Annotated in this window: 19 protein-coding genes; 7 read left to right on the top strand and 12 right to left on the bottom strand. The window is 73.0% G+C overall.

Annotation, left to right across the window (positions count from 1 at the left end; translation table 11 throughout):
• Positions 1–2: 2 nt before the first annotated feature.
• The 3 genes from ABTX81_RS17320 to ABTX81_RS17310 form a co-directional block, all read right to left on the bottom strand.
• Entirely contained in the window at positions 3–818 is an 816-nt protein-coding gene (locus tag ABTX81_RS17320; protein ID WP_350545994.1) for an ATP-binding cassette domain-containing protein, read from the bottom strand.
• Positions 819–923: 105 nt separating this feature from the next.
• Complete coding sequence (locus ABTX81_RS17315) at positions 924–1,370, bottom strand: hypothetical protein (protein ID WP_350545990.1); 447 nt, start codon at positions 1,368–1,370, stop codon at positions 924–926.
• 361 nt (positions 1,371–1,731) lie between these two features.
• Positions 1,732–2,463, bottom strand: coding sequence for a tyrosine-protein phosphatase (locus ABTX81_RS17310; protein ID WP_350545987.1), 732 nt, complete (start codon positions 2,461–2,463; stop codon positions 1,732–1,734).
• Between the two features lie 177 nt (positions 2,464–2,640).
• Between ABTX81_RS17310 and ABTX81_RS17305 the strand changes: the two genes are divergently transcribed.
• Positions 2,641–3,111 (top strand): hypothetical protein, encoded by a 471-nt coding sequence (locus ABTX81_RS17305; RefSeq protein WP_350545984.1) that lies wholly within the window; start codon positions 2,641–2,643, stop codon positions 3,109–3,111.
• A 150-nt stretch (positions 3,112–3,261) separates the two neighbouring features.
• On the top strand, positions 3,262–4,437 hold the full coding sequence (locus ABTX81_RS17300; protein ID WP_350545981.1) for an FHA domain-containing protein: 1,176 nt from the start codon (positions 3,262–3,264) through the stop codon (positions 4,435–4,437).
• Between the two features lie 36 nt (positions 4,438–4,473).
• Here ABTX81_RS17300 and ABTX81_RS17295 read toward each other — a convergent pair whose 3' ends face one another.
• Positions 4,474–5,487, bottom strand: coding sequence for an aminoglycoside phosphotransferase family protein (locus ABTX81_RS17295; protein ID WP_350545978.1), 1,014 nt, complete (start codon positions 5,485–5,487; stop codon positions 4,474–4,476).
• 271 nt (positions 5,488–5,758) lie between these two features.
• Between ABTX81_RS17295 and ABTX81_RS17290 the strand changes: the two genes are divergently transcribed.
• A complete protein-coding gene (locus tag ABTX81_RS17290) occupies positions 5,759–8,236 on the top strand; it encodes a Tex family protein (RefSeq protein ID WP_350545976.1) in 2,478 nt (825 codons plus the stop codon).
• Between the two features lie 115 nt (positions 8,237–8,351).
• Here the strand turns inward: ABTX81_RS17290 and ABTX81_RS17285 are convergent, their stop codons facing one another.
• The 5 genes from ABTX81_RS17285 to ABTX81_RS17265 form a co-directional block, all read right to left on the bottom strand.
• Positions 8,352–8,774 carry an SHOCT domain-containing protein gene (locus tag ABTX81_RS17285; RefSeq protein WP_350545974.1) on the bottom strand — a complete coding sequence of 141 codons (423 nt, stop codon included), beginning with the start codon at positions 8,772–8,774 and terminating at the stop codon, positions 8,352–8,354.
• Positions 8,775–8,903: 129 nt separating this feature from the next.
• Positions 8,904–9,635 (bottom strand): NUDIX hydrolase, encoded by a 732-nt coding sequence (locus tag ABTX81_RS17280; RefSeq protein WP_350545972.1) that lies wholly within the window; start codon positions 9,633–9,635, stop codon positions 8,904–8,906.
• Positions 9,632–10,792, bottom strand: coding sequence for a type III polyketide synthase (locus tag ABTX81_RS17275; RefSeq protein ID WP_350545969.1), 1,161 nt, complete (start codon positions 10,790–10,792; stop codon positions 9,632–9,634). The genes ABTX81_RS17280 and ABTX81_RS17275 overlap by 4 nt, the downstream gene beginning before the upstream one ends.
• Before the next feature lie 111 nt (positions 10,793–10,903).
• On the bottom strand, positions 10,904–12,109 hold the full coding sequence (locus ABTX81_RS17270; RefSeq protein WP_350545967.1) for a cytochrome P450: 1,206 nt from the start codon (positions 12,107–12,109) through the stop codon (positions 10,904–10,906).
• Positions 12,110–12,342: 233 nt separating this feature from the next.
• Complete coding sequence (locus ABTX81_RS17265; RefSeq protein ID WP_350545964.1) at positions 12,343–12,942, bottom strand: TetR/AcrR family transcriptional regulator; 600 nt, start codon at positions 12,940–12,942, stop codon at positions 12,343–12,345.
• Between the two features lie 139 nt (positions 12,943–13,081).
• On the opposite strand from ABTX81_RS17265, the gene ABTX81_RS17260 reads away from it, so the two are divergent.
• Positions 13,082–13,882, top strand: coding sequence for an SDR family NAD(P)-dependent oxidoreductase (locus ABTX81_RS17260; protein ID WP_350545961.1), 801 nt, complete (start codon positions 13,082–13,084; stop codon positions 13,880–13,882).
• Between the two features lie 4 nt (positions 13,883–13,886).
• On the opposite strand, the gene ABTX81_RS17255 is transcribed toward ABTX81_RS17260, so the two are convergent.
• Positions 13,887–14,321, bottom strand: a complete 435-nt coding sequence (locus ABTX81_RS17255; protein WP_350545957.1) for a hypothetical protein — start codon at positions 14,319–14,321, stop codon at positions 13,887–13,889.
• Positions 14,322–14,721: 400 nt separating this feature from the next.
• Between ABTX81_RS17255 and ABTX81_RS17250 the strand changes: the two genes are divergently transcribed.
• Entirely contained in the window at positions 14,722–15,960 is a 1,239-nt protein-coding gene (locus ABTX81_RS17250) for a GNAT family N-acetyltransferase (RefSeq protein WP_350545954.1), read from the top strand.
• 382 nt (positions 15,961–16,342) lie between these two features.
• Here ABTX81_RS17250 and cutA read toward each other — a convergent pair whose 3' ends face one another.
• On the bottom strand, positions 16,343–16,678 hold the full coding sequence (gene cutA, locus ABTX81_RS17245; protein WP_350545951.1) for a divalent-cation tolerance protein CutA: 336 nt from the start codon (positions 16,676–16,678) through the stop codon (positions 16,343–16,345).
• A 24-nt stretch (positions 16,679–16,702) separates the two neighbouring features.
• On the bottom strand, positions 16,703–17,404 hold the full coding sequence (locus ABTX81_RS17240; RefSeq protein WP_350545949.1) for a hypothetical protein: 702 nt from the start codon (positions 17,402–17,404) through the stop codon (positions 16,703–16,705).
• A 228-nt stretch (positions 17,405–17,632) separates the two neighbouring features.
• On the opposite strand from ABTX81_RS17240, the gene ABTX81_RS17235 reads away from it, so the two are divergent.
• Both ABTX81_RS17235 and ABTX81_RS17230 read left to right on the top strand, forming a co-directional pair.
• Complete coding sequence (locus tag ABTX81_RS17235; RefSeq protein WP_350545945.1) at positions 17,633–18,730, top strand: restriction endonuclease; 1,098 nt, start codon at positions 17,633–17,635, stop codon at positions 18,728–18,730.
• Between the two features lie 249 nt (positions 18,731–18,979).
• On the top strand, positions 18,980–19,699 hold the full coding sequence (locus ABTX81_RS17230) for a hypothetical protein (RefSeq protein WP_350545942.1): 720 nt from the start codon (positions 18,980–18,982) through the stop codon (positions 19,697–19,699).
• The last annotated feature ends 80 nt before the right edge of the window (positions 19,700–19,779 follow it).

Genomic DNA, 19,779 nt, shown 5'->3' with positions numbered 1-19,779 from the left:
GGTCAGGTCTCCCGTTCGATCAGGCGGGCGTACGCGGCCTCGGCGCTCGGCGTGCCGCTGTCGGTACCGAGGCCGCTGTCGGTACCGAGGCCGGTGCCGATGCCGGTGCCGGTGCCGTCGCCGGGGACCAGGTCGCCGACCGCCAGGGCCTGGAACTCCTCGGTGGCGCCCTGGAACCGGACCCGGCCGTGGTCCAGCACCACCACGCGCCGGTAGGTCCCGGCGAGGTCCTCCGTCTGGTGGGTGGAGACCACGATGCTCACCTCGTCCGCCAACTCCTCGACCAGGGAGCGGAACACCGCGCGCTGGGTGGGGTCGAGCCCGGCCGTGGGCTCGTCCATCAGGATCAGCTCGCTGTGGTGGGCGAGGCAGCCGGCGATGCCCATCCGGCGCAGCTGGCCGCCGGAGAGCTGGTGGCCGGCCCGGTCGGCCAGTCCGGAGAGGCCGACCCGGGCCAGCGCGGCGGCCGAGGCCTGCCAGGCGGCGGTGCGCGACATGCCCTTCAACCAGCCGCAGTACGCGACCTGTTCGCGCACGTTGAGGCCGGGGACGGGGGTGATCTGCTGCGGCAGCCAGGCCACCGCGCGCCGGTAGGCGGCCCGGTCGCCGCCGCCCGTCGCCGGGTTGACGCCGCGCCAGGTGACCAGGCCCCGGCGCGGGCTCAGCTGGGAGGCGGCGAGCGCCATGAGGGTGGACTTGCCGGCGCCGTTGGGGCCGAGCAGGACGGTGGCCGGATGGTCGATCCGCAGATCGAGACCGGTGAACAGGGGCGTCTTCCGGCTGTACTGGAAGTCGATGCGGTGGAACTCAAGGGCCATGGCGGGGTCGACGCATTTCGCTCGGAAGGGGTGCGGGGGCGCCGGCGGACCGGGGGAGTCCGCCGGAACCACGGCCGGGGCGGGGGCGTGCGGTGGCGGAGGGGGTCAGTACCGGGTGGTGACGGTGTCCACCCAGAGCGTGGCGTCGCTGCGGACGCCTTCGAGCATGAAGTAGTAGTTGCCGGAGCTCTGGTCGCCCCAGCCGGAGGTGTCGCAGTGGTTGGTCCGGTGGCCGTAGGCCTTGTCGGGGCCGAAGACGTCCTTGTAGAGCTGGAGGTCGGCGTCCTTGAAGTCGTGGTTGCCGGTGTCGCAGCCCTGGAAGGTGACGGTGGTGGCGATGTCGTCGCGGTCGCTGTCGGCCCAGCGGCGGGACTCCGACCCGGGCCCCCATTTGCTGATGTAGGACGTCCAGGAGCCTTCGGCGAGGGCCGGGCCGGCGCCCGAGAAGCCGAGTAGCGCGGCGGCGACCAGGACGCCTCGGACGAGTGGGCGATTGGTGCGGTGGGGTCGGTCAGTGCGGGGGAGTCGGCCGGCGCGGTTCTTTGCGTGCATGTTCCGTCCGATCGTTTCGGTGACACCGCCGTACGGGGCGGGGTCATGCAGGCAAAAGGAAACGAGCGGAGGTCCGACCCGAACGGTCGCGGTCACCCGATCGGCCGAGCCGCCGCGGAAATGACCTTAGCGTGCACGAACAGGTGCTCAGCACTATTTTTTTCGGCCATTCGGCCTGGTGAGGCTTGCTGTCCGGGGGTTGGCAAGGGGCTGATCGACATTCGCCGGAAAATATCGTGCTACGGCTTTTCCGGTCGAATGTCGATCAGCCCCGCCCAGTTCTGATCTACTGACTGATCGATATCTTTTTCATGCGATTGTCGTTCCGATGGGGCTCTGGCTGGTTCTCGTCATGGCCGGGCTACGCCGTGAGCAGCCGGGACCGCAGCCGGCCGATCAGCGCCTCGTCGAGCCCGACCTTGCCGGTGGCATAGGCGTGCACCGAGCCGTGGGCGGCCACCAGATCCGCGAGCGCGAGCCGGATCACCTCCTCCGGCGCGCGCCCGAAGGCGGGCCAGCGCAGCGTGCGCCCCGGGTTGGCGGCGCGCCAGTCGTCCACCAGCCGGGCGGTGACCAGCTCGGTGAGCGCGAAGTCGGCGGCCACGTCGTCCTCGCCGACGCCGAGCAGGGTGAGCAGCAGGGCGGCGATCAGCCCGGTGCGGTCCTTGCCGGCGGCGCAGTGGAACACCACCGGCCGCTCGGCCCCGGCGATCAGCTCCAGGACGGCGCGGATCTCCGCCGCGCCGTCCTCGGCCACCTCGGCGAACCGGTCCGCCAGGTACCGCCACGGGTCGAGCCCCGGGTCGATCTCGGCCTGGTCGTAGGGCCGGTGCTCGATCGACAGGTTGTGGTACGCGACGCCGTCCAGCTCCGGTATCCGCCCCCTGCGGTCGATCTCCCAGGGGTAGCGCAGGTCGATCACGGTGCCGATGTCCAGCGCCCGGAACCGTTCGAGGTCGGCGGGCGAGGCGAGCCTGCCGAGCGAGGAGGAGCGGTAGACCAGGCCCCAGCGGACCGCCCGCCCGCCCGTGGCGGGATAGCCGCCCAGATCACGGAAGTTGTAGGGCCCCTCGAATTCCAGATGGCGTGTCATGTTCGCACCCTACTGGCCCCGTTCACCGCCCTCCCGGCCCGGCCGCCGCGGCGGTACTTCGGGACCCGGGGGAGTGCCGGGCGAAGTGCGAACGGGGGAGGGGAGTCCGTGCTCTTGAGGCGTACCCCGTCGGGCTGTCCCGGCGTGATCGGCGCCTTGTCGTTGAACGGCTGCTTCATGTTGGACCCGGAGCCGCCCCACCTCGGCTTCCGGGTCACCGAAGGGCGGGTCGAGGTGCTGATCCCGCGCTGCCCGGGCGAGTCGCTCACCGGTGTGCGGGGTGCCGACGTGACGCGCAAGCGGCGGGAGTTGTTCGACGCGGCGGCGCCGATCTCGCCCGCCGCGGCGGCCGGGAGGGTCGTGGTCCTGGGCACGTCGGCGTCCGGGGGCCCGGGCTGGGTGCCGGAGGACTTCGCCGAGCGGACGGTCCACGAGGAGGCGCCGGTCCTGCCGAGGCTCCTGGAAGTCGGGTACCGCTCCGCTCTTGCCGATGCGTCAGGGGTGGCCGACACGGCGAACGCGGCGGCGGAGGTCCGGGCACCCGACCAGTACTGGACGCGCAAGGGACCGCGCACGGCCGAGCAGATCGACCGGCAGTTCCGCTGCAATCGCCAGGCGAGACGGAAGGAGAAGGGGCCGGGGCGATGAGCCTTCCGCAGATCCGCGGGGCGTCGGACCGGGCGACAGGGCTGTTGCTCGCCGGGGCCGGAGGCCCTGGGTCATGATGGAACCGTAGTGACGGGGCGTCGACGGTTCGTCCGGGGCGGCCCGTGCACGTCCGACCGCACGGAGGCCCCCATGGAGCACCGCCCCGACCGCGCCCTCGACCGCAACCTCGCCACGTCCGCGGACCGGGCGGACTACCTGGTCGAACTCTCCAACGTCGTCCGGCGGACGGACTTCGGCGGCTCCGCCGCGCGGTCGCTGCACCGGTTGGCGCTGGTGGTGGACGCGCTGGTGCGGCTGACCGGGGACCGGGACGTGGCGGTCTACTGCGTGGCGGACCGCAGCCTGCTGGGCGGGCGGCGGGAGTTCGAGGACCCGGAGGACGGCCGGACGCTGGCGCGGTGGGTGGCCGAGGGGCTGGTGGAGGAGGTGCCGGACGCCGACGAGCGGGTGCTGGAGATCGCCGGCATGACCGGGATCCAGGTGGTCACCGCCGACCACTACGACGACCACCGGATCGAGCACCCCTGGATCCAGGGCAACACCTGGCAGTTCCTGCGCCCGGAGGCCGCCGGGCGCGGCGCGATCCGGCTGGTGCCGCTGGACATGGGGTACCGGACCGGCGCGGAGATCTCCAAGAAGATGGAGCTGTCGGCGCTCAAGAAGCAGGGCCTGCTGACGGCCGCCCGCCAGCCGCTGGTCGAGGTGGTCGGGCGGGCCTGGCGTTGCCCGGACGACCGGTGCGGCCTGTACAGCGTGCGCCACGGCGGGCGCGTGATGCTGCCCCGGATGCGCCGGGGCGTGCCCACCTGCGAGCTGCACGGCACGCCACTGCTCGACGACGGGGCCCGCCCCGGTACCGCGCAGGTCAAGGTGGTGCTGGACGGGGCCTGCGTGGCCCGGTACACGCTGGACGAGGGGTCGCGGACGGCGGTGGGCCGGGCACCCGGGGCGGCGGAGGACGGCATCGCGCTGCTCGGACTGCTGCCGCCCGAGCGGGCGGCGCTGGTGAGCCGCCGGCACCTGGTGGTGTCGGTGCGCGGCGGCGCGGTGACGGTGCGGGACACCAGTACGTACGGCAGCCGGCTGAGGGTGGCCGGGCGGCGCGGCCACCTGGGGCCGTGGGAGCGGCTGCCGCCGGGCGCCGACCGGCCGTTCCGCCCGGGCGACGAGGCCGAGTTGACGCCCGGGCTGGTGCTGACCCGCAGCGGCCGCCGCTTCCCGGCGGAGCTGGCCGGCGCCTGGCAGTCGGAGGCGGCCCGCACCCCGCTGCCGCCGGGGGCCGCCGAGCCGACGCGCTACGTCTGACGTTCCGGAGTTCCGCCGCGCAGGGGGGCGACCCGTTCAGACGCTGCGGTCCGTCAGGATCTCCCGGACGACGTGCCGGGCGTTGGCGGCCAGCGGCGGGTTGGTGGTGCGGTAGTAGGGCAGCTGGACGAGGGCGATGGACAGCGCCCAGGCGCGGCCGCGCTCCCAGGTGGCGTCGTCGACGGCCAGCGAGCCGCGGAAGGCCGGGCGGGCGCCGGCCGGCAGCAGGCTCCAGGCGGGCAGCAGGTCGACGGTCGGGTCGCCGACGCCCAGCAGGCCGAAGTCCAGGACGGCGCTCAGGCGTTGGCCGCTGACCAGGAGGTTGCCGGGGGTGAGGTCGCCGTGCACCCAGACGGCCGGCCCGGTGTGCTCGGGCAGCCGCAGCGCCTTCTCCCACAGGGCGGTCGCCGTCTCGGTGTCGATCACCCCGCGCAGCCGTCCGATGGCGGCGCGGGTGGCGGCGTCGCGGCCGGCCAGCGGGCCGGCGCGCAGCGCGGCCGGGGCGTCCGGGCCGGGTTCGACGGAGCGCAGCGCACCGATGAAGTCGGCGAGGTCGTGGGCGAGTTGGATGGGGTTGGCGATCGACCCGGTGACCGGGTTGGCGCCGTCCAGCCAGCGCAGCACCGACCAGCTCCAGGGGTAGCCGACGGTCGGCCGGCCCTGCCCGACCGGCGCGGGGACGGGCACCGGCAGGTGCCGGGCGAGGCGGGGGAGCCAGTACTGCTCGCGCCCGAGGTTCCCGGCGGCCCAGGCGGCCCGGGGCAGGCGGACGGCGAGCTCGGGGCCGAGCCGGAACATCGCGTTGTCGGTGGCCGTGAACCCGACCGGGGCCAGCGGCAGGCCCTTCCACCGCGGGAACTGGGCGGCGATCAGCCGCCTCACCAGGCCGGTGTCGATGGCGGGTTCTTCGTCGTGCAGACGGTCGTGGAGGGGGTCGTACAGGTGGCCCTGGAAGTGGTCCTGGACGTGGCCGTGCAAGCGGTCCTGCAAGCGGTCCTGCAAGTGGTCGTCGTCGTGCATGTGGTCGGGCGTCCGAGCGGCTGCGCACATGCCCGGCACTGTACGCCGCGAGGGGCCCCGCGCTCAGGCGGATTTCGAACACCAGGGTGAGAACATGAGGATTTCACGGGGGCGTTGGGTTTCCTGGGGGGCGCTCGGGGTCGCGGCAGCGCTGGTGGACGACGCCTGCCGAGCGCGTACGGGACGCTCCCGCGCGCGGGGGCGCGCCACGCCCGGGGTGGCGGGGGCGGGGCGGGGTGTCGGGGGTTGCTGCGAGAATGCCGGGGTACGGACAGCAACTCTGAAGAAGGTGACCGGCTTCGTGACCACGCCAGTCGAACAGGCGGCCCAGCAGGCCCAGCAGGCGATCGAGCGGAAGATCGCCGAGGAACTGGGCGTCCGCGAGGGGCAGGTGAAGTCGGCGGTCGAGCTGCTGGACGGCGGCGCGACGGTGCCGTTCGTGGCCCGCTACCGCAAGGAGGTCACCGGCTCGCTGGACGACGCGCAGCTGCGCACCCTGGAGGAGCGGCTGCGTTACCTGCGGGAGCTGGAGGAGCGGCGCACCGCCGTCCTGGAGTCGATCGAGGCGCAGGGCAAGCTGGACGACGCGCTGCGCGCGCAGGTGCTGGCCGCCGACTCCAAGGCGCGGCTGGAGGACATCTACCTGCCGTTCAAGCCGAAGCGGCGCACCAAGGCGCAGATCGCCCGTGAGGCCGGTCTCGAGCCGCTGGCGGACACCCTGCTCGCCGATCCGGCGCAGGACCCGGCCACGCTGGCGGCGGGCTACCTGAACGAGTCGGTGGCCGACGCGCCGGCCGCGCTGGAGGGGGCGCGGGCGATCCTGGTCGAGCGGTTCGGCGAGGACGCCGACCTGGTCGGCTCGCTGCGCGAGCGGATGTGGACCCGCGGCCGGATGGTCGCCACCGTCCGCGAGGGTAAGGAGCAGGAGGGCGCGAAGTTCGCCGACTACTTCGACTTCGCCGAGCCGTACACCAAGCTCCCCTCGCACCGCGTCCTGGCGATGCTGCGCGGCGAGAAGGAGGAGGTGCTGGACCTCGACCTGTCCCCGTACGACGGCGAGGAGGCCGGCGACCTGCCCGGCGCCAGCGACTACGAGCAGCGGATCGCCGCCCGCTTCGGCATCGCCGACCACGGCCGCCCGGCCGACAAGTGGCTCGGCGACACCGTCCGCTGGGCCTGGCGCACCCGGATCCTGGTGCGGCTCGGCATCGACCTGCGCGGCCGGCTGCGCGCCGGGGCCGAGGACGAGGCGGTGCGCGTCTTCGCCGCCAACCTGCGGGACCTGCTGCTCGCCGCCCCGGCCGGCACCCGGGCCACCATGGGCCTGGACCCGGGCTTCCGCACCGGGGTGAAGGTCGCCGTGGTGGACGCCACCGGCAAGGTGGTCGCCCACGACACGATCTACCCGCACCAGCCGGCCAACAAGTGGGACGCGGCGCTGGCGACCCTGGCCACGCTGGCGAAGAAGCACGACGTCGACCTGGTGGCGATCGGCAACGGCACCGCCTCCCGGGAGACCGACAAGCTCGCCGAGGACCTCCTCAAGCGCCACCCGGAGCTGAAGCTCACCAAGGCGATGGTCAGCGAGGCCGGCGCCTCGGTCTACTCGGCGTCCGCCTTCGCCTCGCAGGAGCTGCCGGACCTGGACGTGTCGATCCGCGGCGCGGTGTCGATCGCCCGCCGGCTCCAGGACCCGCTGGCCGAACTGGTCAAGATCGACCCCAAGTCGATCGGGGTCGGTCAGTACCAGCACGACCTGAGCGAGGTGAAGCTCTCCCGCTCGCTGGACGCCGTCGTCGAGGACTGCGTCAACGCGGTCGGCGTGGACGTCAACACCGCCTCCGCGCCGCTGCTCACCCGGGTCTCCGGCATCACCGGCACGCTCGCGGACAACATCGTCGCCCACCGTGACGCCAACGGCCCGTTCCGCACCCGCAAGGCGCTGAAGGACGTGTCCCGGCTCGGTCCCAAGGCCTTCGAGCAGTGCGCGGGCTTCCTGCGGATCCCCGGCGGCGACGACCCGCTGGACGCCTCCAGCGTGCACCCGGAGGCGTACCCGGTGGTGCGCCGGATCCTCGCCGCGACCGGCGGGGAGCTGCGCGAGCTGATCGGCAACAGCGGGAAGCTGCGCGCCCTGCGGCCGGGCGACTTCGCCGACGACACCTTCGGCGTGCCGACCGTCACCGACATCCTCGGCGAGCTGGACAAGCCGGGCCGCGACCCGCGCCCGGCGTTCCGCACCGCGACCTTCAAGGAGGGCGTCGACAAGATCGGCGACCTGGAGGTCGGCATGGTGCTGGAGGGCGTGGTGACCAATGTGGCCGCGTTCGGCGCCTTCGTCGACGTGGGCGTGCACCAGGACGGCCTGGTGCACGTGTCGGCGCTGTCGAAGAACTTCGTCAAGGACCCGCGCGAGGTGGTCAAGCCGGGCGACATCGTGACCGTCCGGGTGACCTCGGTGGACGTGCCGCGCAAGCGGATCGGGCTCACCCTGCGGCTGGACGACGAGGTGGGACGCGGCGGCGAGGGCGGCGGGCGCGGCGGCGACCGGCAGGCCCGTCCGCCGCGCCAGGAGCGGCGCGGCCAGGGCGGTCAGGGCGGCGGTCAGGGCGGTGGGCGCGGGCAGGACCGCCGCGACCGCGGTGACCGGGGCGGCTCCGGCGGGTCGGCGCCGCTGGGCAACAGCGCCATGGCGGACGCGCTGCGCCGGGCCGGCCTGGCCGGCGGCGGCTCCTCGGACGACCGCCGCTCCGGCGACCGCCGTTCCGGGCGGCGCTGACGCGGTGCTGTCGCGGCGCTGACGCTGCTCCGCGTACGAGGTGGGGGCGGCCGGTGGACACCTCCCGTCCACCGGCCGCCCCCGCTCGTGCCCCTGCTCGTGCTGCCGCTCGTGCTCACACCAGCAGCTTCCCCTTGGCCTTCTGGTACTCCTCCTCGGAGATGGCCCCGCTGGCCTTGAGGTCGGCCAGTTTGGCCAGGTCGTCGACGTGGCTGCGGCCGGGTGTCGCCTCCCCGGCCCCCTCCGCGGGCGCGGTGCCGGCCGCGTCGCGGATGTACGCCTTGAACGCGGCGTCGGCCTTCTGGGCCTGGGCGACGTCGCGTTCACCCATGCTCTTGCCGCGCGCGATCACGTACGCCAGCACGCCGATCAGCGGCAGCAGGATCACCAGGACCAGCCAGCCGGCCTTGGCCCAGCCGCCCATGTCATGGCTGCGGAAGATGTCCGTGATGATCTTGAAGAGCAGGAAGAACCAGAGGATCCAGAGGAACAGCTCCAGCATCGTCCAGAAGATGTTGAGCAGCGGGTAGTTGTCCATGACGGCTCCCGTCGGTGCGGGCCCGAGAAGGACCCGAGTCCCTTCGAGTCATATCACCGGACATCGGACACCGTGGTCCGCTGCTGCGCCATTCCGGTGGTCTTCCGGGAGGACGGGAATGGCCGCGGTTCAGCGCGGACGCGACCGCAGCTCCACCGCCAGGCCGATCAGCTCGCCCCACCAGGCGTCGTGGCCGCTGAGCAGCAGCCGCTGCGCCTCCGCCGGGTCCGCCGCGCGGACCTCGACCACCTGCTCGCCGTCGTCCGGGTTGGTCGGGACGGAGTCCACCGTGACCTCGGCCCAGCCCCAGAGCCAGGCCTTCTCGGGGTGCGGCTGCCACGGCCGGTAGGGCACCGGGTCGTCGGTCACGCAGCGGTGCGCGCCCAGCCAGACCGGCTCGCCGAGCAGCCGGGCGCCGGCCTCCTCGCGCAGCTCGCGGACCAGGCAGGAGTCCACCGACTCGCCGTGCTCGCGGGTGCCGCCGGGCAGGAACCAGTGGTCGCGCTCGTCGCGGCAGAGCACCACCTGTCCGCCGTCGGTGAAGCCCACCAGGTGGATGTTGGTGACCAGCTCGTCCGGCGGCAGGACGGTGGAGAACTGTGCCTCGTAGCGGCCCCAGGCCCAGTACTGCGGGGCGTGCAGGGCGGGGAAGAGCGCGGCCAGCTCGGCGGCCCGGGCGGCCTCGGCGGGGCGCGGCGGTCTGGGGATCAGCGGGGCCCCGGCGCCGTCCGGTGGCGTGCTGCGGCCGGTGCTTCCGTTGGCGGCCGTGGTCCCCGTGGTCCCCGTGGTCCCCGCGGTTCCGGTGGTTCCCGCGGTTCCCGTGGTGCCGGTGGCATGGGTGGCATCCGTGGTATCGGTCATTCGGTGATCGTAGTCCCGGCCGGACGCGGCAGGGGGGCCGTCGGCTGAGTGAGCGTCAGCTCTGCGGTGTCGATCGCGCGCGTCCGCCGCGGGACCACCGCCCCCAGCGGCTTGCCGGCCCAACTGCCCAGCGAGATCTCGGCGGTGATGCCCGGGCCGAAGCCCGCGATCAGCCCGTGGGTGCCGTCCTCGACCCCGCCCTCCTCGAACATCCGGGCCAGCGCGTCGAAGACCACGGCGCTGGCGATGTTGCCGCGCTCGGTGAGCGTGGCCCGGGAGAACCGGAAGGCGGCCGGCTCCAGGTTGAGGAAGTGGCAGAGGTCGTCGAGGATCCGCGGGCCGCCGGCGTGCACGATGTAGAAGCCGAGGCCGGAGATGTCCCAGGCGTGCTCGACGGCCAGCGCGCGCAGGGCGGGGGCGAGCATCTCCATCGTGCCCGGGACGCGCTTGTCGAGCTGGAAGTGGAAACCGGTGTCCTTGACCCCGTAGGAGATCCAGTTCTCGGTGTCCGGTACCAGGTGCGACCCGTTGCGCTCCAGGTGGACGCCGGTGCCGCCGCGGCCGCGCAGCACCACGGCGGCGATCGCGTCGCCGAACAGGCCGTTGGAGAGCAGCGAGCCGACGCCGATGTCGGTGGGCTGGTAGCAGAGCGAGCAGAACTCGCAGGCCACGATCAGCACGTTGGCGCCGGGGTAGGCGCGGCAGAAGTCGTGCGCCCGGTTGACGGCGGCGCCGCCGGCCGCGCAGCCGAGCTGGGCGATCGGCAGCTGCCGGGTGTCGGAGCGGAACCCCATGGCGTTGATCAGCCACGCGGTCAGCGAGGGCATCATGAAGCCGGTGCAGGACACGTAGAGGATCAGGTCGATGTCCCGGGCGGCGAGTTCGGCGTGGCCGAGGGCGCGCTCGACCACCTCGGGGACGCGCCGCTTGGCCTCCCGCTCGTAGACGCTGTTGCGGACGGTGAAGCCGGGGTGGTGCAGGGTCTCCTCGATGGGCTGGACCAGGTGCCTGGTGCGCACCCCGGTGTTCTCGATCAGCCGTAGCGCGAGGCCGAGTTGCGGGTGGTCGGCGTGCAGGGTGCGCGCCAGGTCGAGGGTCTCGTCGAGGGTGATGACGTGCTCGGGCACGGCGATGGCGGGGCGGCAGAGTGTGGCCATGGTGGGGGTCTCCGATGGGGCGGGTGGCCGGGGGCAGGGGGCCCGGGGCCGCGGCCGGGTACGGCGGGGGGTTCCGCGGCGCGGTCACCGGGAGGTGTCACCGGGCGGTGGTCACCAGGCGACCGGCAGGGTCTGCGGGTAGCGCCAGATGGATCCGGTCTGCCAGTCCAGCTCGGCGGGCGACACGGCGAGCCGCAGTCCGGGGAACCGGTTCAGCAGGGTGCCGATGGCCACCTGGAGCTCCATCCGGGCCAGGTGGGAGCCGAGGCAGTGGTGGGTGCCGTAGCCGAAGGTCATGTGGGTGGGCGCGCCGCGGTCGAGGTCGAGCTCGTCGGGCCGCTCGTACACCGCCGGGTCGCGGTTGGCGGCCAGGTAGGAGACGTGCACCGGCTCGCCGGCCTTGATCAGCACGCCGCCGAGCTCGACGTCCTCGGTGGCGACCCGGGCGATGCCCACGCCCTGGCGGAACGGGATGAAGCGCAGCAGCTCCTCCAGGGCGCGCGGCAGCAGGTCCGGCTCGGCGCGCAGCTTGGCGAGCTGCTCGGGGTGGGTGAGCAGGGTGTAGGTGATGTTGGAGAGCTGGTAGGTGCTGGTGTCGTGGCCGGTGACCAGCAGGACCATGGCCATGACGGCGAGTTCGTCGTCGTCCAGCAGTTCGGCGCCGTCCCGGGCGGTGGCGAGCGCGCTGATGAGGTCCTCGCCGGGCGAGCGGCGGCGGGCGGCGGTGAGTTCGGCGAAGTAGGCGCGCAGGGCGGCCTTGGCGGTGACCTGGCCGGCGCCGCTGCCCGGGCCCATGGACATCATCGCGACGGCGTGGCCGCGGAGTTCGGCGCGGTCGTCGGCGGGGATGTCGAGCAGCTCGCAGATGGTGGTGAGCGGGAGCCGGGCGGAGAGGAAGCGGACCAGGTCGGCGGGCGCGCCGTGCTCCTCCATCTCGTCGAAGTAGCCGTCGACGACGCGCTGGGTGTGCGCGCGCATCCGCTCCACCTGGCGGTTGGTGAAGCCCTGGGCGACCAGGCGGCGCAGCCGGTTGTGGGCCGGCGGGTCCATCAGGTTGATCGACTCGACCTGCGCGATCGGGGCGGGCGTCATCCGGGGCAGGTCGCGGCCGATGCCGGCGGCGCGGCTGAACCGGCGGTCGGTGGTGACCACCCGGACGTCCTCGTAGCGGGTGGCGAGCCAGGCCTCGCCCTCGCCGTGCGGCAGTCGGATCCTGGCGATCGGTTCCTCGGTCAGCAGGCGCTTGAGGAGGGGGTCGAACTCCAGGCCGTCGGTGTGGTTGAAGGGGCAGTCCCAGGCGGGGGCGGAGGTGGTCACGGGCGGGTCCCAACGGCCGGTTCTACCGCCCGGACGGAGGTCGTTCGGGCGCGGACGTGCTGATGCTGCCTCATCGGACCGAGAAAGTGGGGACACGGGCGATAGTTCCCTCGATCGAGGGATATAGACGATTGTCATGTGAAATCGGCGAGTTGGGGTGGCAGGGCCCTGGCCTGCGTAGGAAGGGCGGGGCTGACCGTGCGAGCGCGCGGCCGGGCGCACCGCCCGGCGTGTCAGCGCGTGCCGCGCGGGCCCACGCCGTACAGCAGGGTGTCGACGATCCGGGCCGCCAGCACGTCCGGATCGGCGTCGGCCGGCGGCGCGTCGTCGGTGCTGTGCATGACCTCGCCGATGAGCGCGTAGTAGACCCGGCGCACCCACTCCAGGTCCGCGTCCGCGGCGATGCCGCCCTGCTCGCGGATCCGGGCGAGCAGGTCGACGCAGCGATGGGCGATCGCGTCGTGCGTCCGGGCGGCCTGCTCGCTCTGGGCGACCGCCGGCCCGAGCGCGAAGCTCCAGGCGGCCTTCACCCGCAGCACGTTGGCCGTCGCCCGGTGCAGCGCGACCAGCGGCGGGGCGGTCTCCGGCCGGCCGTCCTCGATGGCTTCGGCGAGCTTGGCCGCGGCCTCGGTGGCGAGCGCGTCGACCAGCGCCTGCCGGTTGGCGAACCGGCGGTGGACGGTGGTCCGGGTGACCCCGGCGGCTTCCGCGATCTGCTCCATGGACGCGCCCGGCGTCTCGGCCAGCACGCGTTCCGCCGCCGCGAGGATCGCGCGGACGCTGCGTTCGGCGTCGGCGCGCAGCGGGCGGCCGGGCGGCGGGGTGTGGGTCATCGCGGTGCCTCCAGCTCGGGCGTACCCAGGGAACGGTACAGCGGCGAAACGGCTCGGAGATTAAGTGATACAAGCCTGTTGCATGTCATCGATTATTCGATACTCTCGTGTCACAGATCGCGAGACAAGGAGCACCACCGTGCGCACCGCCACCACTGCTCTGATCACCGGCGCCTCCTCCGGGCTGGGCGCCGAGTTCGCCGCCCAGCTCGCCGCGCGCGGCCATGACCTCGTCCTGGTCGCCCGCTCCGCCGACCGCCTGCACGCCCTCGCCGAGCGCCTCGGCGAGGCCCACGGCGTCACCGCCCGGGTGATCGTCCAGGACCTCTCCGCCCCCGACGCCGCCCGCCGGATCGGCGCCGAACTCGCCGACCGCGGCCTCACCGTGGACCTGCTGGTCAACAACGCCGGCTTCGGCACCTGCGGCCCGTTCGAGACGGTCGACGGGCAGCGCGACCACGACCAGCTGATGGTCAACGTCGTCGCGCTCGTCGACCTCACCCATGAACTGCTGCCCGGCATGCTCGCGCGCGGCCGGGGCGCGGTGGTCAACGTGGCGTCCACGGCGGCCTTCCAGCCCACCCCGTACTTCGCCGTCTACGGCCCGTCCAAGACCTTCGTGCTCAACTTCAGCCTCGCGCTGCGCCAGGAGTACCGGCGGCGCGGCATCCGGGTACTGGCCCTCTGCCCCGGGCCGGTGGAGACCGGGTTCTTCGACGTCATCGGCACCCGGAAGGCCGCCGTCACCGGCGCGTTCACCACCTCGGAGCCGGTCGTCCGGGCCGCGCTGCGGGCCCTGGACGCCGACCGCCCCTACGTCGTCCCCGGCCTCGCCAACCGGATCAGCGCCCACCTCGCCCCGCGCCGCCCGCGCGCCCTCGTCGCGGCGGTGGCCGAGCGGATGTCGCGCGGGGTGCGCGACGCCATGGCGGCGGTATGAGGGCTCAGCGCTGGTCGGGGACGTTGACCGCGCCCATCACCTTGCCGCGGATGTCGTAGAGAACGAGCATCCGGGTCGGGTCGTACCGTCCGGCCCAGGCCAGGTAGGCGTCGACGATGGCGCGGGTCCGGGCGTCCTCCGCCGTCAGGTGGTCGGTGGCCACGTAGGTGTTGAAGTGACCCTCCTGCGGTACGGACTGGAGCAGTCTGGTGATGTGACCCAGGACGGCCGCCCGCTGCTCCTCGGTGCCGTGCCGCTCGACCCACTGGGTGAAGCCGGCGGCGCTGTTCGCGACCCAGGGCGCCGTGGGCATGACGGACGGCGCGTAGGCGGGCCGGGTGTGGTGCGTCGGCGGCGCGGAGGGCTTGGGGTCGATGAAGCCGATCATCATGGTGGTGGCAATGGTCCCGTAGAACGCGAGCACCAGACGGCGCTTCATCGGCTGACCCCCCTTGGTCGGAACGACAGGCGACTCTAACAGCCCGTCAGCTCAAGGGTCGGTCGAAGACGAACCCCGTTCCGGGGAGAACCGCGCGGGCGGCCGGCGGCGTCCGGGCGGGCGTGATCAAAACCGTGCTGAACGGGCTGCCGATGTTCTGGCCGGGCTGTTCGCCTCCCCTTCGCCCTGGAGGCCGCCCAGTACGCCGTCCCCGCCCTCGGCCGCGCCTGCGACGCCCAGGACGCCCTGGACTCGCTCCTCGGCGCCCTCCTCGGCCTCCTGGTCCGCCCCACCCTTCGCCACGTGTGAGCTAATTCGCTTGACCTCGTCGCCGGGTGGCGTTGCATGGTGGCCGGATACCACGTGGGTGGTGTCCGTGACCCGGGAGGCAGCAGTAGTGATGGAGATCCGTTCCACGACCGAGCAGGACCGCGAGGTCTTCGTCGACACCTTCCACGCGGCGTTCGGGCGCTTCCCGGAGCCCACCGGCGAGGACGGCGGCGGGGCCTGGTGGTCGGCGGTCGAGATGGACCGCGGCGTGCTGGCCGTGGCGGACGGTCGGCCCGTGGGGACGGCGGGGGCGTACTCCTTCGAACTCACCCTCCCCGGGGAGTCCGTCGTCCCGGTCGCCGGGGTGACCGTGGTGGGCGTGGTCCCCTCGCACCGCCGCCGCGGCGTGCTCACCGCGATGATGCGCCACCAACTCGCCGAACTGCGTGAGCGGGGGGAGTACCTCTCGGTGCTGCTGGCCTCCGAGGCCGTGATCTACCGCAGGTTCGGCTACGGGCCCGCGACCTACACGGGGCGGCTGACGGTACCGCGCGAGCGGGCCGACCTCGCCGTCGCCCGCGCGGCGGGCTCGGGCGCGGACGCCGGTTCGGTGGAGGTGCTGAAGAGCGGCGAGTGCCGCGACATCCTGGAGGACGTCTACGACCGGTACCGCCGCGCCCAGCCCGGCGCGATCTCCCGGCCGCACCGCTGGTGGGAGCTGCGCGCCGGGCAGCCCCCGATCTCCGCGACCCCGCGCTACATCGCCCTCCACCGCGACGCCGACGGCAACCCGGACGGGTACGCCAGCTACTCGCTCAGCGACGGCGTCCCCGACGCCGTCCGGCGCACGGTGACCCTGACGGTGGACGAGATCATCGCCCTCGACGACACGGCGTACACGGCCCTGGCCCGGTACGCGCTCGGCCACGACCTGATCACCGAGATCGTGTTCAAGCACGTCCCCGCCGACCACCCGCTGCGCTGGCAGCTCGCGGACTTCCGGGCCGGGGTGGCGGGCTCGGGCATGGACTGGCTCTGGGTGCGGCTGCTGGACATCCCGCGCGCCCTGACCGCGCGCGGCTGGTTCGCCGACGGCGAGCTCGTCCTCGACGTCACGGACCGCTTCCTCGGCGAGCCCGGCCGCTACCTGCTGACCGTCCGCGACGGCAAGGCCGAGTGCACCCCCACCGGCCAGGAGCCCGATCTGACGCTCGACGTCAGCGACCTCGGCTCCATCTACCTCGGCGGCACCACCCCCTCCACCCTCGTCCGCGCCGGCCACATCCACGCCCACCACCCCGCGGCCGCCACCAGGGCCGACGCCCTCTTCCACACCGACCGCGCCCCGTTCTGCCTGCACTGGTTCTGACCGGCGGCCCCCGGCCGGCCGGTGCATCAATCCACCAACCACAGCCGCCACCACGAGTGGCTGCATGTACCCGTCGCGCATCTCCGGGTGCGCCGAGACCTGACGTTCCCGAACATCGCGGCCGACGTGCTGGACCTCGGCGAAGGCGATCTGCGGCCGGCCCTTGGGGGTGAGGAGGATGAACGAGCCTCCCATGCCCGCTCCTCCGCGACCCCCACCACGGCCGCCGTCCTGACCGTGCTCCCGATCGCTCTCCTGCTTGCGCTCGCCGCGTGGGTCTTCCCCCACCCCGCCGAGCATCCGCCCCCCACCCCCGTCGCTACCGCGACCCCGCCCCCCTGAATCCCGCGCAGGAAGTCGGCCCCACCGACTTCCTGCGCTCTCACCGCTTCTTCTCCGTCTCCGCCCTCACCCACTCCAGGTAGGCGGCGCTGCCCGTCACTACGGGGACGGCGATGACCTCGGGGGTGCCGTAGTCGTGGTGCTCGTTCACGAAGTCCGTCAGGGCGTCGGCCAGTTCGGCGCGGGTCTTGAAGTCGATCCGCCACTCCGCCGCGTCCTGGACCTCGCCCTCCCACCAGTACACCGACTGGATCCGGTACACCTGCGCGCAGGCCGCGAGCCGGGCCCGTACGACGTCCGCCGCGAGGGTCCGGGCCTTCGCCTCGTCGTCGTGGGTCGTGGTCATGAGGAGGAGGTCACCGCTGTTCGTCACCATGCCGACAGCGTAGGCGCGGGAGCGTCAGGAGTCCCGGACGACGATCGTGGCAGCGGTGGTCATGAACAGCCAGCCGAGGACCGGGACGGCCAGGAGGGCGGCCGGTGACAGCTGCGCCGTCATGAGGACGAGACAGCCGATCATCGCCATGGCGGCGGTGAAGCCGCCCATGGAGGCCGCGAACGAGGCCGCTCGCGCGCCCGCCCGTGACCAGGTCAGTCCGGTGATCGCGAGTGCCGCTCCCAGTCCGGCGAGGAGGGCCACCCCAAGGGAGGACAGCCAGGGCGTGCCCGAGTTCGTGGTGCGGTGGCCCTGGTAGGAGACCTCGGCCACCCGCCCCCGGTAGACCGTCAGGTCCACGTCCACGCCCACCTTCGTGGCGGAGTAGAAGTCCCGGTTGACCTCGTAACGCTGTCCGGGGGACGCCTCGCGCGCCACCTTCACCAGGTAGGTGGTTCCATCGCCCTCCATGGTGTACCGGTCCGTGACCTTGCCGGTCTCGCGGCGCACGCAGTCAGTCCCGGCCGTGTGCCCTGCCGCGCCGCACACCGGGGCGGAGCGGTAGGCCACGGCCACGTCGTTGGCGTCGACGAACCGGCTGAAGCCGAGAACGGCGGTGGCGAGTCCGGCCAGGAGGAACAGGCCGGGTATCACCGCGCGGGCGACCGCCGTGGAGAGCCGGGGCGCGGCGGGCGGTTGTGTCGTGTCCTTGGTCCGAGTGTCCATCGCAACCCCCAACGGTCGTGTTCACAGGCAGCTGAGGGGGATGGTTCCAACGAGACGGTCCACGAATGCGCGAGGGGGCCTGCTTGTAGCGAAGTTGTCGAGATCGTTCGTCCAGCGGCGGTAACCTACTCGCTTACCCAGCGGGGGATCGCCCAATCCGTCCTGAATTCGCCATTTCTGACACGTGCCTGACGACTCGTCCGTCCCGGCGCGTTCGAGGGAGTACCTATGTCCCGGAGCCGCAAGCTCCACCGCCTCAGCAACCCCGACACCGCCGAGCGCCGCGCGCAGCGCATGCTGTTCCGGCACCTCCGCGACGACACCAACGCGAACCGCGGCCGGATGGCGCGGCGGGTGCGCGAACTCCAGCTCCTTCTGGCCATGGACCCGATCGAGTTCGAGCAGCTGATAGCCCGGCTGATGGAGTCCATGGGCATGCGGGTCGAGCTCACGGCCCGGTCGAAGGACGGCGGGGTGGACGTGCGCGGCATCGACGCCGATCCGTTCCGGGGCGGCAACGTGATCGTGCAGGTCAAGCGGTACCGGGACACGGTGACGCCGTCGGCCGTCCGGGACCTCTTCGGGACGCTGCAGCACGACGGGGCGGCCACCAAGGCGGTGCTGGTCACCACCAGCAAGTTCGGGCCCAGCTCGCACCAGTTCGTGTCCGGCAAGCCGATCACGCTGATCAACGGTTCCGAGCTGGTCGGCCTGCTGAAGCACCACGGCTTCCACGAGATCTTCGCGCCGGCCCACGCGGAGGCGGCGGAGGCCGCGGGCGCCGGGGCCGGGCAGCCGGCGATCGAGGTGGCCGCCGAGCCGGCCCGGCTGCTGCTGCACTGGACCGGGGAGGAGGAGTACGACATCGCCGCCCTGGTCTGCCAGAGCAACCGCGCGCTCTCCGACGACCACCTGGTCTTCTACAACAACGCCTCCACGCCCGACGGTTCGGTGCGCCTGGTCACCGGCTACGAGGACGCCAACGCCTGCCTGATGGTCGACTTCGAGGCGCTGCCCGCCGAGGCGGACCGGCTGGTCATCATCGCCGCCGCCGACACCGAGAACCACCCCGAGGCCACCATGGCCGGGTTCGCCGGGCCGGCGCTGATCCTGGAGGCGGGCGCCGACCAGGACGCGGCGATCGTGCACCTGGCGGACGGCGCGGAGTCCAACATCGCGATGCGCCTCGGTCGCTTCGACCGCGACGACACCGGGAACTGGGACTTCACCCCTGCCCTGGCGGGCTACCCGGGCGGCCTGCGGCAGGCGGTCGTCGCCTACGGCCTGGAGGTCGCGGACGAGGAGCCGGCGGTGGCCGGGGCGTAGTGCCTGGTCTGCGCAGGAAGTCGGCGGGTCCGACTTCCTGCGCGGGGGCCGGGAGGAAACGGTTCGACCACGGACCGGATGGTGTGTCAGGATGCGCCCCGTCTCTTTGTTCGACCGGGGGTTCTCCTGATCATGCGCCGTTCCACTGTGCTCGCCGCCGCCGTCGTGGCGGCTTCCCTTGCCGGTCTGGTGGGCTGCGAGGACGGTGCGGCGCCGGCCGCGTCCTCGACCGCTTCCGTGACCGCTTCCGTGACCGCTTCCGTGACGGCCGAGGCCGCGCCTCCCACCCCCACGCCGACGCCGACGCCCACGGCGACCCCCACGCCCACCGCGAGCGCCGCCCCCGCCGCCACCACGGCGGGCGGGCCGATCGACCCGGAGAAGGCGCTCGCGCTGGCGGAGAAGACGCCGTACGCGGCCACTCAGGACTTCAAGACCGAGGGCGGCGCGCTCGGCGCGGTGACCAAGGCCCGGGTGAACCTCAACGGGCCGGTGCGCTCCGGCCGGATCACCGAATCCATGAGCGCGGGCGGCAGCGAGGTCCTCGGCGGCGGGGGCGACGGCGGGCCGACGGCCATCGTCACCGACGACGGCACCAACTACATCAAGAGCGGCAGCGGCTGGCGCACCTCCCCGCTCGGCGACCGGATCGCCGACTACCACGGCTACGCCAAGGCGCTGCTGGCCCTCGGCCCGTCCGCCCGCAAGGGGATGGAGGACTGCGAGGGCACCCCGTGCTTCCATCTCTCCGGCACCGTCGACCTGGAGCGGATGAAGGCGGTGGAGCCCGAGCAGTACAAGATCCTCAAGGGCAAGGGCGTGGTGAACTTCCAGCTCGACCAGTGGATCGACGCCCAGGGCCGCACCGTCCGCTTCGACCGGAAGACCGAGCTGAAGGGAGTCCCGCTGCGCACCTACGGCACCTTCCGGGACTTCGGCCCGGTGGAGAAGGTCACCGCCCCGGCGTAGTGGTGCAGTGGCCGCCTCACCAGGCGGCAACTCGGCGTCGATGGCCCGGATTTCGGTGCGCCGGCCCTGGCGGCGGCGCC

Source organism: Kitasatospora sp. NPDC097605, from assembly GCF_040302725.1.
Taxonomy (GTDB): Bacteria; Actinomycetota; Actinomycetes; order Streptomycetales; family Streptomycetaceae; genus Kitasatospora.
This window is presented reverse-complemented; position numbering and strand designations above follow the sequence as displayed.